Origin of the sequence: Bacillus sp. FSL H8-0547 (assembly GCA_038002745.1) — a bacterium.
Classification (GTDB): domain Bacteria; phylum Bacillota; class Bacilli; order Bacillales; family Bacillaceae; genus Bacillus_P.
Genome location: JBBODD010000001.1, coordinates 1,017,472 through 1,031,545, shown reverse-complemented (window position 1 = coordinate 1,031,545; position 14,074 = coordinate 1,017,472). Strand labels below are relative to the sequence as shown.

At 44.7% G+C, this 14,074-nt stretch carries 11 protein-coding genes; 9 read left to right on the top strand and 2 right to left on the bottom strand.

The window, feature by feature from the left end; genetic code table 11:
- Positions 1–103 precede the first annotated feature (103 nt).
- Positions 104–496, top strand: a complete 393-nt coding sequence (locus MHB63_05020) for a DUF5365 family protein (GenBank protein ID MEK3805956.1) — start codon at positions 104–106, stop codon at positions 494–496.
- Between the two features lie 47 nt (positions 497–543).
- Here MHB63_05020 and MHB63_05015 read toward each other — a convergent pair whose 3' ends face one another.
- Both MHB63_05015 and MHB63_05010 read right to left on the bottom strand, forming a co-directional pair.
- The gene (locus MHB63_05015; protein MEK3805955.1) at positions 544–1,008 is read right to left on the bottom strand and encodes a thioredoxin family protein; all 465 of its coding nucleotides are present in this window, start codon (positions 1,006–1,008) and stop codon (positions 544–546) included.
- 1 nt (position 1,009) lies between these two features.
- Positions 1,010–1,447, bottom strand: coding sequence for a disulfide oxidoreductase (locus tag MHB63_05010; GenBank protein ID MEK3805954.1), 438 nt, complete (start codon positions 1,445–1,447; stop codon positions 1,010–1,012).
- A 658-nt stretch (positions 1,448–2,105) separates the two neighbouring features.
- Here MHB63_05010 and MHB63_05005 point away from each other — a divergent pair.
- The 8 genes from MHB63_05005 (at position 2,106) to MHB63_04970 (ending at position 14,072) form a co-directional block, all read left to right on the top strand.
- Positions 2,106–2,768: an HAD family hydrolase gene (locus MHB63_05005; protein MEK3805953.1), complete on the top strand. Its 663-nt coding sequence runs from the start codon at positions 2,106–2,108 to the stop codon at positions 2,766–2,768.
- Positions 2,769–2,830: 62 nt separating this feature from the next.
- Entirely contained in the window at positions 2,831–4,375 is a 1,545-nt protein-coding gene (locus tag MHB63_05000; protein ID MEK3805952.1) for a GNAT family N-acetyltransferase, read from the top strand.
- Positions 4,376–4,825: 450 nt separating this feature from the next.
- Positions 4,826–5,389, top strand: coding sequence for a glycerol-3-phosphate responsive antiterminator (locus MHB63_04995; protein ID MEK3805951.1), 564 nt, complete (start codon positions 4,826–4,828; stop codon positions 5,387–5,389).
- A 160-nt stretch (positions 5,390–5,549) separates the two neighbouring features.
- Positions 5,550–6,365 (top strand): MIP/aquaporin family protein, encoded by an 816-nt coding sequence (locus MHB63_04990; protein MEK3805950.1) that lies wholly within the window; start codon positions 5,550–5,552, stop codon positions 6,363–6,365.
- 24 nt (positions 6,366–6,389) lie between these two features.
- Positions 6,390–7,880 (top strand): glycerol kinase GlpK, encoded by a 1,491-nt coding sequence (gene glpK / locus MHB63_04985; protein MEK3805949.1) that lies wholly within the window; start codon positions 6,390–6,392, stop codon positions 7,878–7,880.
- 147 nt (positions 7,881–8,027) lie between these two features.
- On the top strand, positions 8,028–9,698 hold the full coding sequence (locus tag MHB63_04980; GenBank protein ID MEK3805948.1) for a glycerol-3-phosphate dehydrogenase/oxidase: 1,671 nt from the start codon (positions 8,028–8,030) through the stop codon (positions 9,696–9,698).
- Positions 9,699–9,929: 231 nt separating this feature from the next.
- On the top strand, positions 9,930–11,660 hold the full coding sequence (locus MHB63_04975) for a phospho-sugar mutase (GenBank protein ID MEK3805947.1): 1,731 nt from the start codon (positions 9,930–9,932) through the stop codon (positions 11,658–11,660).
- Between the two features lie 1,290 nt (positions 11,661–12,950).
- Positions 12,951–14,072, top strand: coding sequence for a GAF domain-containing sensor histidine kinase (locus MHB63_04970; protein MEK3805946.1), 1,122 nt, complete (start codon positions 12,951–12,953; stop codon positions 14,070–14,072).
- Positions 14,073–14,074: the final 2 nt, after the last annotated feature.

Sequence of the window (14,074 nt, the reverse complement as noted above, 5' to 3'; positions counted from 1 at the left end):
GCTATAAACGGAAACACTTACCTCTGCTTAGCGGTTTGGAGCTATGTTAAAGTTGAAGTAAGACAAAGAGTGAGCAGCAAAGAGGTGAATAGATTTGAGGATTGTGTTTGCATCAACTGAGGAACAGGAGCATTATATTGAAGAGCTGATTCAAACGATGTACGAAGACATTTTTCCGCGGTATTTTTCAGATGAAACGATCGATCAGCTTGATGAGCTTTCTGTTCTGAAACCCCATTCAGATGACCTCGACTATAACGGAACGCTGAAAGAAGCCTTTCAAATCATGTCGAGTCTTCAGGCGCTGACGGCGCTGCTGGATCACCTGGATGATCAGCAGGGGGAAGATCAGCGAAAATTGTATAACCGCAATATTACTATTTTAAAAAAGTATGGCTACAAATTTCCGCTGACATTTGATCATTTTCTGGCTTCAAGGGAGAAGGCGGATGAAGTGAGCAAGTACGGAAAGCCGGCGAATAAGTGGATTGTGTAAGGAATGAAAAAAGGGACACGGATGTGTCCCCTTTTTGCGTTGGTCGTTTATTTCCATTCGCTGAACAGGTCTTTAAAGAAAGCCCCGTCATTATATCCGACTACACGGTCAACTTCTTTTCCGTTTTCGTATTTAACTAGCGTAGGCGTTGATTCAATGCCGTATTTTTGCCAGCCGTCTTCAAACTCGAGAAGGTTGAACTGTCCGATTTCAACACCTGCTTCTTCAGCTGCAGGCATAAGTTCAGGAGTTGTCCGCTTGCAGTGTGAGCAGGTCGGGCTGAAATAATAAACGATGAAATCTTCTTTTTTGTCCATTTTTTCATCTACTTCTTCAGGAAGAATGATGTTTTGATAGTTAGGATCGTCAAGCTGATCAACCGTTGCGGAGTTCAGCTCATCCTTGCCGTAAGGATTGCCTTCTGATTTTTCCGACTGCTGATAGGTTGTTACAAAGGCCAAGCCTCCGAAAATGACTAAGAAAATCCCTGCAAATATCAAGATCTTTTTCATATTATCGACCTGCTTTCCATTTTCTGTGTATTGTAAAGCTTGCTGCAAAAATAATTGAAAATCCGATTAATGCGAGAAACGGGATCGTAATGAATCCAAGCCAGTTAATGTACTCGCCCGTGCATGGGACGATTCCGCATGCGGCTGAGTTCTCACCGACAAAATCAATTTTCTGGACGGCGTAGTGGTAAATGGAGATTGCTCCGCCTATGCCTGATAAAATCATCGTGTAAAAGGCAATCTGATAATCTTTTTTAATGACGGCAATACCAAGGATTACAACCAGTGGATACATGAGGATCCGCTGATACCAGCAGAGATTGCACGGAACAAAATCGAGAACCTCCGAAAAATATAAGCTGCCGAGCATCGAAATAAAGGACGCTCCCCAGGCGGTAAACAAAGCATTTTCTATGTACTTTTTCTCTCGTTCAGACACACTATCGCCTCTCCATCATTAAGGTTACACGACATATTATAGTTGCCGGGCCCGTTCTTGTAAAATGAAAGCGCCTTGGGAGAGGGCGGGAGTGGGGTTTCAGGAGTTGAAGGAACTCTTGGATTGGGTCCTTTTAACTCGGGATATAACCTATCAACAGGAAAGAAGTTTTATGAAAGGTCATAAATGCCTATGATATGACCTTTTAGAATGAAGGAGCCAGTTTGAAAGGTCATAAGCGCCCATGATATGACCTTTCAGCATGAAAAATCCGTACGAAAGGTCGTAAGCGCCCGTGATATGACCTTACAGCATGAAGAAATCCGTACGAAAGGTCATAAGCGCCCATGATATGACCTTTCAGAACGAAGGAACCCGTGTGAAGGGTCATAAGCGCCTAAGATATGACCTTTCAGCATGAAGATATCCGTACGAAAGGTCATAAGCGCACACGATATGACCTTTCAGAGCGAACAAACCCGTACGAAGGGTCATAAGCGCTCAAGATATGACCGTTCAGCATGAAGGCCCCTGTACGAAAGGTCATAAGCACAACACTTTTCAGATAGAAATGCAATACTCCTCAAACACTCCCCATTTTCTTTCTTTTTAAAATCCGTTATATAATGAACATACTACTCGATAGGAGGGGCACACAATGATCAAAGCAATCGTTTTCGATTTTGACGGACTGATATTGGATACAGAAACGCACGAGTATGAAGTGCTCCAGGAAATTTTTCAGGAGCATGGGAGCGAGCTTCCGATGCAGGTGTGGGGAAAAGTCATTGGAACATCCTCAGATTTTAACCCTTATAAGTATTTGGAGGAGCAGATTGGGAAAACGGTGGTGCATGAAGACCTGATCAGCCTGCGGAAAGAAAAATTCGCCAAGAGAATGGAAGCGGAAGGTCCGCGGCCCGGTGTTGAAGCCTACTTGCTTGCTGCACAGGACCTTGGACTGAAAATCGGTTTAGCTTCAAGTTCCAGTTATCAGTGGGTTTCCGGCTATCTTAAGTCTCTGAACTTATTTGATTATTTTGAGTGCATCCGCACCTCTGATGATGTGGAAAAAGTAAAGCCTGACCCGGCCCTTTACATAAAAGCGGCAGAATGCCTTGGCCTGAAGCCTGAAGAATGCCTGGCTTTTGAAGACTCAGCAAACGGGGCACTTGCAGCAAAACGTGCAGGAATGTTCTGCACCATTGTTCCAAACAGCGTGACGGCCCATATGGAATTTGGGGAGATCGACCACAGGCTGGAATCGATGGCAGAGATGGAGCTTGCAGAAGTGATCAGAAAAATTGAATCAAATCGTTAACATGTTTTAAACCGGTCTCTAGCGGGAATAAATTGCTGGTAAGAAATAAAGGAGCGATTTTTGTGACAGATACAATTGACTTATCGAAATTTGAGAAAAAGATGATTATCAGAAATATTGAAGACAAAGACATAGATGAAATTCTGGCGATGCAGGCGCTTTGTTTCCCGGGGATGGTTCCATGGGAAAGAGAGCATCTTGAAAGCCATCTTGAACATTTTCCCGAAGGGCAGTTCTGTGCTGAATTTGAAGGCAAAATCATCGGATCCTGTTCAAGTCTGATCATCAACTTTGATGAATATGACGACAGACACACATGGGATGATATTACAGACAACGGCTACATCACCAACCACAATCCGGACGGATACAATATGTACGGCATCGAGGTCATGGTGCATCCGGATTACCGCCGGATGAAAATAGGCCACAGACTTTATGAGGCTAGAAAAGATCTTGCGAGAAGACTGAACCTGAAGAGCATTATTATCGGTGGAAGAATCCCGAACTATCATAAATATGAAAAAGAGCTTTCGCCAAGGCAGTATGTGCAGGAAGTGAAACAGCATAAAATTTATGATCCTGTTCTTTCTTTTCAGCTGCTGAATGGATTTACGCTGATGAGGATCAACCCGAACTATCTGCCTGATGACAGGGCTTCAGGCAAATACGCCACGCTGATGGAGTGGAACAACGTTGACTATTTGCCAACTTCAAAGCGCTATTACAAAACGGCTTTTCCGGTTCGCATCTGCGTTGTGCAGTATCAGATGAAGCAAATCAATTCGTTTGAAGAATTTGCGACACAGGTTGAGTATTACACAGACGTTGCATCAGATGCTTCCGCAGATTTTGCGGTATTCCCTGAGCTGCTTACAACCCAGCTGATGTCGTTCCTGGATGAAAAATCACCGAGCAGGGCCATCCGAAGAGTAACGGAATATACAGAGGAATACATCAGCCTGTTTACAGAGCTTGCTGTAAAGTATAACGTGAATATTATCGGCGGATCCCATTTCGTTGAAGAAGACAACGGGAAAATTTTCAACGTGGCCTATCTTTTCAGAAGAGACGGCACCATTGAAAAACAATACAAAATCCACATTACGCCGAATGAGCGCAAATGGTGGGGCATCAGCAGGGGCGACGACATTAAAGTATTCGATACCGACTGCGGAAAAATTGCCATTCAAATCTGCTATGATATCGAGTTTCCTGAGCTTGCGCGGATTGCTGCAGACAAAGGAGCAAAAATTATCTTTACGCCTTTCTGTACAGAAGATCGTCAGGGTTATCTCCGGGTCCGCTACTGCTCACAGGCACGCGCGGTAGAAAACCAGATTTACACGGTGATTTCCGGAACAGTAGGAAACCTGCCGCAGACGGAAAATATGGATATCCAGTATGCGCAGTCAGCGATTTTCGCACCGTCTGACTTTGAGTTTGCAAGAGACGGAATCGTTGGGGAGTGCAACCCTAATATTGAGATGGTCGTCATTGGAGATGTTGACCTCGAGATCCTCCGCAGACAGCGCCAGTCCGGTACAGTCAGACAGCTTAAAGACCGCAGACATGACGTGTACGGAATCCGTTATAAGAAAAACTGATTTGGAACTAATGGAGACAGAGATTTTCTTTGTCTCTTTTTTTATGGAAGGCTGTTAGAACACTTTCCAGATGTCAAAGCTGAGACAAAGTGTTCTAATCGGATTTTAAGAACACTTTCCAGATGCCGGAGCATGGACAAAGTGTTCTAATTGGAACTTAAGAACACTTTCCAGATGCCGGAGCATGGACAAAGTGTTCTAATCGGGTCTTAAGAACACTTTCCAGATGTAAAAGCTGAGACAAAGTGTTCTAATCGGATCTTAAGAGCAATTACCAGATGTCAAAGCTGAGACAAAGTGTTCTAATCGGGTCTTTAGAACACTTACCATTCAAAAGTGAAATGAGATTGTGTTTCACTCAACCCCCCTTGAGTTGTCACCCCGTATATAGTACATTCCTTGTATGCCATTATTCATAAAAAAAACCAAAAAATGAAAGGAGGACGATTCATGAGTTTTGAAGGCCAGCAGATTCTGCCTGCGATCCGCAATATGAAGCAGTTTGAACGGTTTCTCGACAGTCCTTATACATATGGGGTGCTTCTTGATACACACCTTGGACAGGTGCGGAATATTGTCCGTCTTGCCAATTCTTCGAACAAGAAAATGCTGATTCACATAGATTTGATCCAGGGGCTGAAGCATGATGAGTATGCTGCGGAGTTTATCTGCCAGGAGGTTAAGCCTGCCGGGTTGATTTCGACAAGGTCCAATGTGATCGCCAAAGCCAAGCAGCGCGGGATATATGCGATTCAGCGGCTGTTTTTGCTCGATTCGAGTGCACTTGAAAAAAGCCTGGAGCTGATTGCTAGGACAAAGCCGGACTATATTGAGGTTCTTCCGGGCCTTGTGCCGGGATTGATCGCAGAGATTAAGGAGAAAACAGGCATTCCGATTTTTGCAGGAGGCTTTGTGAAAACGTCAGAAGAGGTCCATCAGGCGTTGCAGGCAGGGGCCACGGCAGTGACTTCATCGGAAATGGATTTATGGAAAAATTATCAAAAGCTATCATAAATTTCTGTTGACACCGCTTTCATTAGCATGTACCATAAGGGCAAGTTAATAAATGTGACGGAGAAACGGAGATCCACAGCAGTACTTTACATTATTGTAGAGGTATTTGCTGTGGATTTTTTTCTTTCCCGCCGCATTTAAAGAATTGGAGGAATTATAAATGACTGCTTTTTGGGGAGAAGTTATCGGTACAATGATCTTAATTGTATTTGGAGGCGGTGTCTGCGCCGGGGTCAGTCTTAAAAAATCATTCGCCCACCAGTCAGGCTGGATCGTCATCACGATGGGCTGGGGATTTGGTGTAGCAATGGCCGTATATGCCGTTGGCGAAATAAGCGGCGCGCATTTAAATCCGGCAGTGACATTTGCACTTGCCTTTTCAGGATCATTTGAATGGAGCCAGGTGCCATCATACATCGTTGCACAGTTGCTTGGAGCATTCCTTGGGGCAGTGCTTGTCTACTTGCAATACTTGCCGCACTGGAAGGAAACAGAAGATCCAGGTGCGAAGCTCAGTGTTTTTTCAACAAGCCCTGCAATTCCGAATTATTTTGCGAACTTTATCAGTGAAGCGCTTGGAACATTTATTTTTGTCCTTACATTGCTTGCCATCGGAGCGAATACTTTTACAGAAGGCTTAAATCCGCTGATTGTTGGATTTTTGGTTGTTGCCATCGGGCTATCGCTTGGAGGCACAACAGGCTATGCCATCAATCCGGCGCGTGACCTTGGACCAAGACTTGCACATTTTGTTCTTCCGATAGCAGGAAAAGGGAGTTCGAACTGGAAATATGCATGGATACCGGTTGTTGCGCCGCTTGCAGGAGGTTCATTTGCCGCAGTCTTTTACAATTACGTTTTTAAGGGTACTATGAGTACTGCATTCTGGTATGTAGCGGCAGCTTTAGTTTTCATGCTTTGCGTTGTTTATGCGATGACGAAAAAACAATCCGCGCAGCGTTCAGCCGTTTATTAAAACTTTTGAGGGGGAAAATGTATCATGGAAAAATACATCTTATCTTTAGATCAGGGAACAACAAGTTCAAGAGCTATTTTATTTAACAAACAAGGCGAAATCGTTCACATTGCTCAAAAGGAATTTAAGCAGTATTTTCCTAAGCCGGGCTGGGTTGAGCACAACGCGAACGAAATCTGGGGATCAATTTTGGCTGTTATTGCAACATGCCTGAGCGAAACAAATGTGAAGCCTGAGCAGATTGCAGGGATCGGAATTACCAACCAGCGTGAAACGGCAGTTGTCTGGGATAAAAACACATCACAGCCTGTCTATAACGCAATTGTGTGGCAATCCCGCCAGACTGCAGGGATCTGCGAGGAACTGAAGCAAAAAGGCTACAATGATACATTCAGAGAAAAAACAGGATTACTAATCGATGCCTACTTCTCTGGAACAAAAGTGAAATGGATCCTTGACAACGTGGAAGGAGCAAGAGAAAAAGCTGAAAATGGCGACCTCTTGTTCGGTACCATTGATACGTGGCTGATTTGGAAGCTTTCAGGCGGAAAAGCGCACGTGACGGATTATTCAAACGCTTCCCGCACACTCATGTACAACATTCATGAACTAAAGTGGGACGACGAGCTGCTTGAGTACCTGACTGTGCCGAAATCTATGCTGCCTGAAGTGAAACCGTCTTCAGAAGTATATGCCAACACGATTGAATATCATTTCTTCGGCCATTCTGTACCGATTGCAGGTGCTGCAGGAGATCAGCAGTCTGCCTTATTCGGACAGGCGTGTTTTGAAGAAGGAATGGCTAAAAATACGTACGGAACTGGCTGCTTTATGCTCATGAACACTGGGGAAAAAGCTATTCGCTCTGAAAATGGCCTGCTGACGACAATCGCATGGGGCGTTGACGGAAAAGTGGAGTATGCCCTTGAAGGAAGCATTTTCGTTGCAGGATCGGCTATTCAGTGGCTGCGCGACGGTCTCCGCATGTTTAAAGACGCAAAGGACAGCGAGGCATACGCAGAACGCGTTGAGTCTACAGAGGGTGTTTATGTCGTTCCTGCATTTGTGGGCCTTGGAACTCCTTATTGGGACAGTGACGTGAGAGGTGCTGTCTTCGGCCTAACGCGCGGCACGTCTAAAGAGCACTTTGTCCGCGCTACACTGGAATCCCTCGCTTATCAGACAAAAGACGTTCTGACTGCGATGGAAGCTGATTCAGGCATTTCCCTTAAGACACTCCGCGTAGACGGCGGTGCGGTGAAAAATAACTTCCTGATGGATTTCCAGAGCAATATGCTTGGAGTGCCTGTAGAGCGTCCGGAAGTAAATGAAACGACAGCTCTTGGCGCTGCCTATCTTGCAGGACTTGCAGTCGGCTTCTGGGAAGACAAGTCGAATATTGAAAAGCAATGGAAGCTTGATAAGCAATTCGAACCAGAAATGGAAGATGAAAAGCGCGATGAGCTTTACAGCGGCTGGAAAAAAGCAGTAAATGCAGCTCAGGCTTTTAAATAAATAGAAGCTGTGATATACTAATATCAAGTTAATAGAACGGTTGGAGATTTGGAGAGGCCACAACACTGGCGCATGCATGTCATGCTGCACCAGCTTGTTGTGGTCTCTTTTTTATCCCCTTCTGGAAAATAATAGGAGGTACTAACTATGACTTTTTCAAGCGATAAACGACACGATCTTTTAAATAAAATGACACAGGAAACATATGATGTATTTGTAATCGGCGGCGGTATAACAGGTTCAGGAATTGCGCTCGACGCGGCTTCCAGAGGAATGAAAATTGCCCTTGCAGAAATGCAGGACTTTGCAGCAGGAACATCAAGCAGATCAACTAAGCTCGTGCATGGAGGACTGCGCTACTTAAAGCAGTTTGAAGTGAAAATGGTTGCTGATGTGGGAAAAGAAAGAGCCATCGTATACGAAAATGGACCGCATGTCACAACGCCTGAGTGGATGCTTCTTCCGATGCACAAAGGTGGAACATTCGGACCGTTCTCAACCTCCATCGGGTTGCGCGTGTACGATTTCCTTGCAGCCGTCAAACGCGGCGAAAGAAGAAAAATGCTGAGTGCGAAAGATACTCTTGCTAAAGAGCCATTAGTTAAAAAAGAGGGGCTTAAAGGCGGAGGGTACTACGTTGAATACCGCACAGATGACGCTAGACTGACGATTGAAGTGATCAAAGAAGCGGCGCGATTTGGCGCAGATGCCGTCAACTATGCAAAAGTGGAAGGCTTCATTTACGAAAAAGGAAAAGTAGTAGGCGTTCATTTAGTTGATACGATTTCAGGGAAACAATATGATGTCTACGCAAAAAGAGTCATCAATGCTGCAGGTCCGTGGGTTGATACATTGAGAGAGATGGACAAATCAAAAACAGGCAAATCCCTGCAGATGACAAAAGGAATTCATCTCGTGTTTGACCAGAGCAAGTTCCCGCTTAAGCAGGCCATCTATTTTGATACGCCGGATAAGCGCATGGTTTTTGCCATCCCGCGTGACGGCAAAACGTATGTCGGCACTACAGATACTGTTTACAAAGAAGATCCTAAAAACCCGCGCATGACAGTGAAGGACAGGGACTATGTTATTGAGTCAATCAACTACATGTTCCCTGATCTGAATATTAAAGCAGAAGATGCCGAATCAAGCTGGGCCGGTATCCGTCCTCTTATCCATGAAGATGGAAAAGATCCGTCTGAGATCTCCAGAAAAGATGAAATCTGGACGTCTGAAACAGGTCTCATGACGATCGCCGGCGGCAAGCTGACAGGCTACAGAAAAATGGCAGAGCACATCATCGATATGATTGTGAAGGATTTCAAAGCAGCAGGAATGAAAGATTTCGGTCCGTGCAAAACGCGTAATATGCCTATCTCCGGAGGGCACGTTGGAGGTTCTGGAAGCCTTGAAACGTTTGTTAAAACAAAAACGCAGCAGGGAATGTCCCTTGGCCTGACTGAAATGCAGGCAAAGCATCTTTCAAGAAGATACGGATCAAATGCAGATGCGCTTTTCGAAAGAGTGGAAGCATTAAAATCTGAGGCTGATCAATACGGACTCCCGGTTTACGTCCTTGCTGAAATTGATTACAGCATGTCAGAGGAAATGACGGCGACTCCTTCAGACTTCTTTGTGAGACGAACAGGTGCTGTGTATTTCGACATAAACTGGGCGAAGCAATACAAAGATGCGGTCATTATTTACATGGCTGATAAACTGAAGTGGACTCCTGAGCAAAAACAAACTCACACAAGCATTCTTGAAAAGCAAATTCATGATGCAGTCGTACCTGATGAAGTAAGAAAAGCGAATTAACAGTTGAAGCTGCAGCCCGATACGGCTGCAGTTTTTCTTTATGCTTTCCTTAAATTTAACTATATTGAAATTGAAATTTTTTTACAGAAATAAAAAGTCAGACAGGCTCAAGATGTGTTAAAATAAGCGGAGAAATCGACGTATTTCTATTTTTTACATACGAAATCAGGCAGGATTTGTCTGAAACATGAAGAAAGAGTTACATATAAATAAAATTACTGGAGGTACGTTATGAGTTTTGAAAAAAGCTATCAGCGCTGGAACAGCAAAACAGATTTAGATTCAGAATTAAGACTGCTTTTATCCGGTTTGGAGAGCGACGACAAGGCGCGCGAGGATTGCTTTTATAAAAACTTGGAGTTTGGGACGGGCGGAATGCGCGGAGAAATTGGTCCAGGCACAAACCGCATGAATGTCTATACGGTCCGCAAAGCTTCAGAAGGACTTGCTCTTTATATCGAATCTTTCGGTGAAGAAGCCAAAAAGCGCGGAGTGGCGATTGCCTACGATTCACGCCACAAATCACCCGAGTTTGCCATGGAGGCAGCAAAGACTTTTGCAAGCCACGGCATTCAAACGTATGTTTTTGAAGAGCTGCGCCCGACACCTGAACTTTCATTTGCTGTCCGCTATTTGAATGCGTTTTCCGGCATCGTAGTAACAGCAAGCCACAATCCTCCTGAATATAACGGCTATAAAGTATACGGCGAAGACGGCGGACAGCTGCCGCCTGCTGCCGCAGATGAAGTCATTGCGAAGGTCAACTCAATTGAAGATGAACTGAGCATCGAGGTAAAGGATGAAGCTGAACTGAAAGAAGCCGGCCTCATCAAAATGATCGGGGAAGAAATCGATGCTGCCTATACAGATAAGCTCGTGACCATTTCGGTAAACCCTGACCTGTCAAAAGAAACAGACTTAAAAATCGTTTTCACTCCGCTTCACGGAACAGCAAACAAGCCTGTTCGCCGCGGACTCAAAGCGCTGGGCTATGAGAATGTAACAGTCGTTGCCGAACAGGAACAGCCAGATCCAAACTTCAGCACAGTAAAATCGCCAAACCCGGAAGAGCATGCAGCATTTGAATATGCGATTCAGTATGGGCAGAAAAACGACGCTGACCTATTAATAGCAACGGATCCTGATGCAGACCGCCTCGGCCTAGCCGTTAAGAATCTCGACGGCGAATACGTCGTTCTGACTGGAAACCAGACAGGCGCGATCCTGCTTCACTACCTGCTTTCCCAGAAAAAAGAAAAAGGCACTCTTCCTGAAAACGGCGTGGTGCTGAAGACGATCGTGACCTCTGAAATCGGCCGTGCCGTTGCTGAGTCATTCGGTCTCGATACAATTGACACGCTTACAGGATTTAAATTTATCGGAGAAAAAATCAACGAATATGAAAGAACAGGTCAATACTCATTCCAGTTCGGATACGAGGAGAGCTACGGCTATCTGATCGGCGATTTTGCACGCGACAAAGATGCCGTTCAGGCTGCCATCCTCGGGGTAGAAGTTGCTGCCTACTACAAAAAACAGGGCAAAACGCTGTACGAAGGCCTGCTTGATCTTTTTGAACAGTACGGCTACTACCGCGAAGGCCTTGAGTCTTTAACCCTCAAGGGAAAAGACGGAGCAGAGCAGATCCAGAGAATTCTTGCATCCTTCCGCAGCACTCCGCCTGAAACACTTGCAGGCTTGAAGGTAACAGTTGTTGAAGATTACAAAGCGGGAACCCGGTTGAACATTTCATCTGCCGAAACAGAAGAAATCACGCTCCCATCTTCAAACGTCCTGAAATACTACCTAGAAGACGGCTCATGGTTCTGTCTCCGCCCATCAGGCACAGAGCCTAAAGCGAAATTCTATTTCGGTGTAAAAGGAAAAACCCTGTCAGAAAGCGATCAAAAGCTTGAAGAAATATCTTCAGATCTGATGAAAATAGTACATGCATTGATTTAAGCAGAAAGCTGAAAAGGAATTATCCTTTTCGGCTTTTTTTGCGGATTCTTAGGTGTGAATTCGGATTTTGAGTACACTCAATATTTTATTTCTGCGGTTTGAGGGTACGAATCCGGCATTTGAGTACCCTCAATTTTTGGATTTCTGAGGTTTGAGGGTACGAATTCGACATTTGAGTACCCTCAATTTTGGATTTCTGAGGTTTGAGGGTACTTATCTGTCTTATAAGTGCCCTCAATTTTTGATTTCTGAGGTTTGAGGGTACTTATCTGTCTTATAAGTGCCCTCAATTTTTGATTTTTAAGTTTTGGGGGTACGAATCCGTCTTATAAGTGCCCTCAATTTTTGATCTTTGGGTTTTGAGGGTACTTATCTGTCTTACAAGTGCCCTCAATTTTTGATTTTTAAGTTTTGGGGGTACGAATCCAGCTTATAAGTGCCCTCAATTTTTGATCTTTGGGTTTTGAGGGTACTTATCTGTCTTATAAGTGCCCTCAATTTTTGATTTTTAAGTTTTGAGGGTACGAATCCGGCTTATAAGTGCCCTCAATTTTTGATTTTTGGGTTTTGAGGGTACGAATCCAGCTTATAAGTACCCTCAATCTTTGATTTTCAAGTTTTGAGGGTACAAATCCAGCTTATAAGTGCCCTCAATTTTTGATCTTTGGGTTTTGAGGGTACTTATCTGTCTTATAAGTGCCCTCAATTTTTGATTTTTAAGTTTTGGGGGTACGAATCCGTCTTATAAGTACCCTCAATTTTTGATTTTTGGGTTTTGAGGGTACTTATCTGTCTTACAAGTGCTCTCAATTATTGATTTTCAAGTTTTGAGGGTACGAATCCAGCTTATAAGTACCCTCAATCTTTGATTTTCAAGTTTTGAGGGTACAAATCCGGTTGAGGTATTTTCCTGAGCTAAACGGCCGCTTCCGCTTTTCGAATTGTCCAGCTGCGCCTCCTAGTCCTTCTGTCAGAACAAAATCCCCGAAAAAGTCAAAAGCGGACTTTTCCGGTGATTTCTTTTCCGCCGATCGGACCTAAACGGTCGACTCCGCTTTTCGTGGTGTCCAGCTCCAGCGCTCAACTCCTCTGCCAGAACGGAACCATCGACAAAGGCAAAAAGCGCCTTTACCGCTGTTTCCTTATCTGACTCCCGGAGCTAAACGAGCGCTTCCGCTTTTCTAGTGTCTACATCTAAAGTCGTACTCAAAATCAGTCACATTTACAAGGGAGCAGATGGGAAAAGATTGATATACTGGTTCTATAGACAACGCAGATGAGGGTGAGAAAATGGCTATAGATGAAAAAAGGATTTTTGAGCTGCAGGCTTTGAAAACGATTGCTGAGACGCTTAATCAATCAAACGACCTTATTCAGATGCTGGATGATGTGCTCGGCAAGCTTTTAGATGTGACAGGTCTTGCGACTGGCTGGATTTTTCTGATAGACAGTGACAAGCAATACAGGCTGGCGGCTTATCATTGTCTTCCGCAGGCTCTTGAAGCATGCGGGAAAAAGGCGATGTGCGAGGGCGACTGCTGGTGCATTGATAAATTTTATGACGGCAGGCTGAATAAAGCAGCCAATATTATCAACTGCAAACGCCTTGAGGATGCGGAGGAATTTGAGTGGGGGGATACAAACGGCATTACCCATCATGCGACTGTTCCTCTTCGCACAGGTGAGGAAAAAATCGGACTTTTAAACGTCGCTTCTCCAAATAAAACGCATTTTTCATCAGAAGAACTGGCCCTCCTTGAGGCTGTTGCCCTTCAGATTGGAACAGCCATGAAACGGATGAAGCTTGTAGAGAATGAACAGCGCCTGGCATTGATTGCAGAGCGGAACAGACTTGCGCAGGATCTGCACGATTCCGTTAATCAGCTGCTTTTTTCCATCATGCTGACGGCCAGAGGGGCAAAAGAAATGACCGAGGAAGAGCAGATGCAGGAGATGCTTACATATGTAGGGGATCTTTCGCAGGAGGCTCTGGCAGAAATGAGAGCGCTGATCTGGCAGCTCAGACCTCAGGGACTTGAAAACGGCATTGCATCCGCTCTTATGAATTACGCTAAGGTGCTAGGCTTGAAGCTTGATGCAGATATTCAAGGGGTCCAGACTCTGCCTTGCTGCACAGAAGAAGAGCTGTGGCGAATCGGCCAGGAAGCCTTAAACAACTGTAAAAAACATTCGGGAGTCAAAGAGGCGTCCATTTCCATTTTCAGATGCAAAAATGAAGTAACCATGACCATAAAAGATCAGGGAGCAGGTTTTTCCTATCATGAAAAACTGCTGCTGCCTTCCCTCGGTCTTCAGGGTATGAAGGACAGGGCTCATAAGCTGAAAGGATCTTTTGCGGTGCGGACGGAAATCGGAAAAGGAACCGAAATAGAAATCAGACTACCAATTTAGGG

Bases quoted from the DNA above. Each gene is read 5' to 3' on its own strand.
- MHB63_04975 (MEK3805947.1), top strand. From the start codon at position 9,930: ATGAGTTTTGAAAAAAGCTATCAGCGCTGGAACAGCAAAACAGATTTA.
- MHB63_04980 (MEK3805948.1), top strand. From the start codon at position 8,028: ATGACTTTTTCAAGCGATAAACGACACGATCTTTTAAATAAAATGACA.
- MHB63_04995 (MEK3805951.1), top strand. From the start codon at position 4,826: ATGAGTTTTGAAGGCCAGCAGATTCTGCCTGCGATCCGCAATATGAAG.
- MHB63_04970 (MEK3805946.1), top strand. From the start codon at position 12,951: ATGGCTATAGATGAAAAAAGGATTTTTGAGCTGCAGGCTTTGAAAACG.
- MHB63_04990 (MEK3805950.1), top strand. From the start codon at position 5,550: ATGACTGCTTTTTGGGGAGAAGTTATCGGTACAATGATCTTAATTGTA.
- MHB63_05015 (MEK3805955.1), bottom strand. From the start codon at position 1,008: ATGAAAAAGATCTTGATATTTGCAGGGATTTTCTTAGTCATTTTCGGA.
- glpK (MEK3805949.1), top strand. From the start codon at position 6,390: ATGGAAAAATACATCTTATCTTTAGATCAGGGAACAACAAGTTCAAGA.
- MHB63_05005 (MEK3805953.1), top strand. From the start codon at position 2,106: ATGATCAAAGCAATCGTTTTCGATTTTGACGGACTGATATTGGATACA.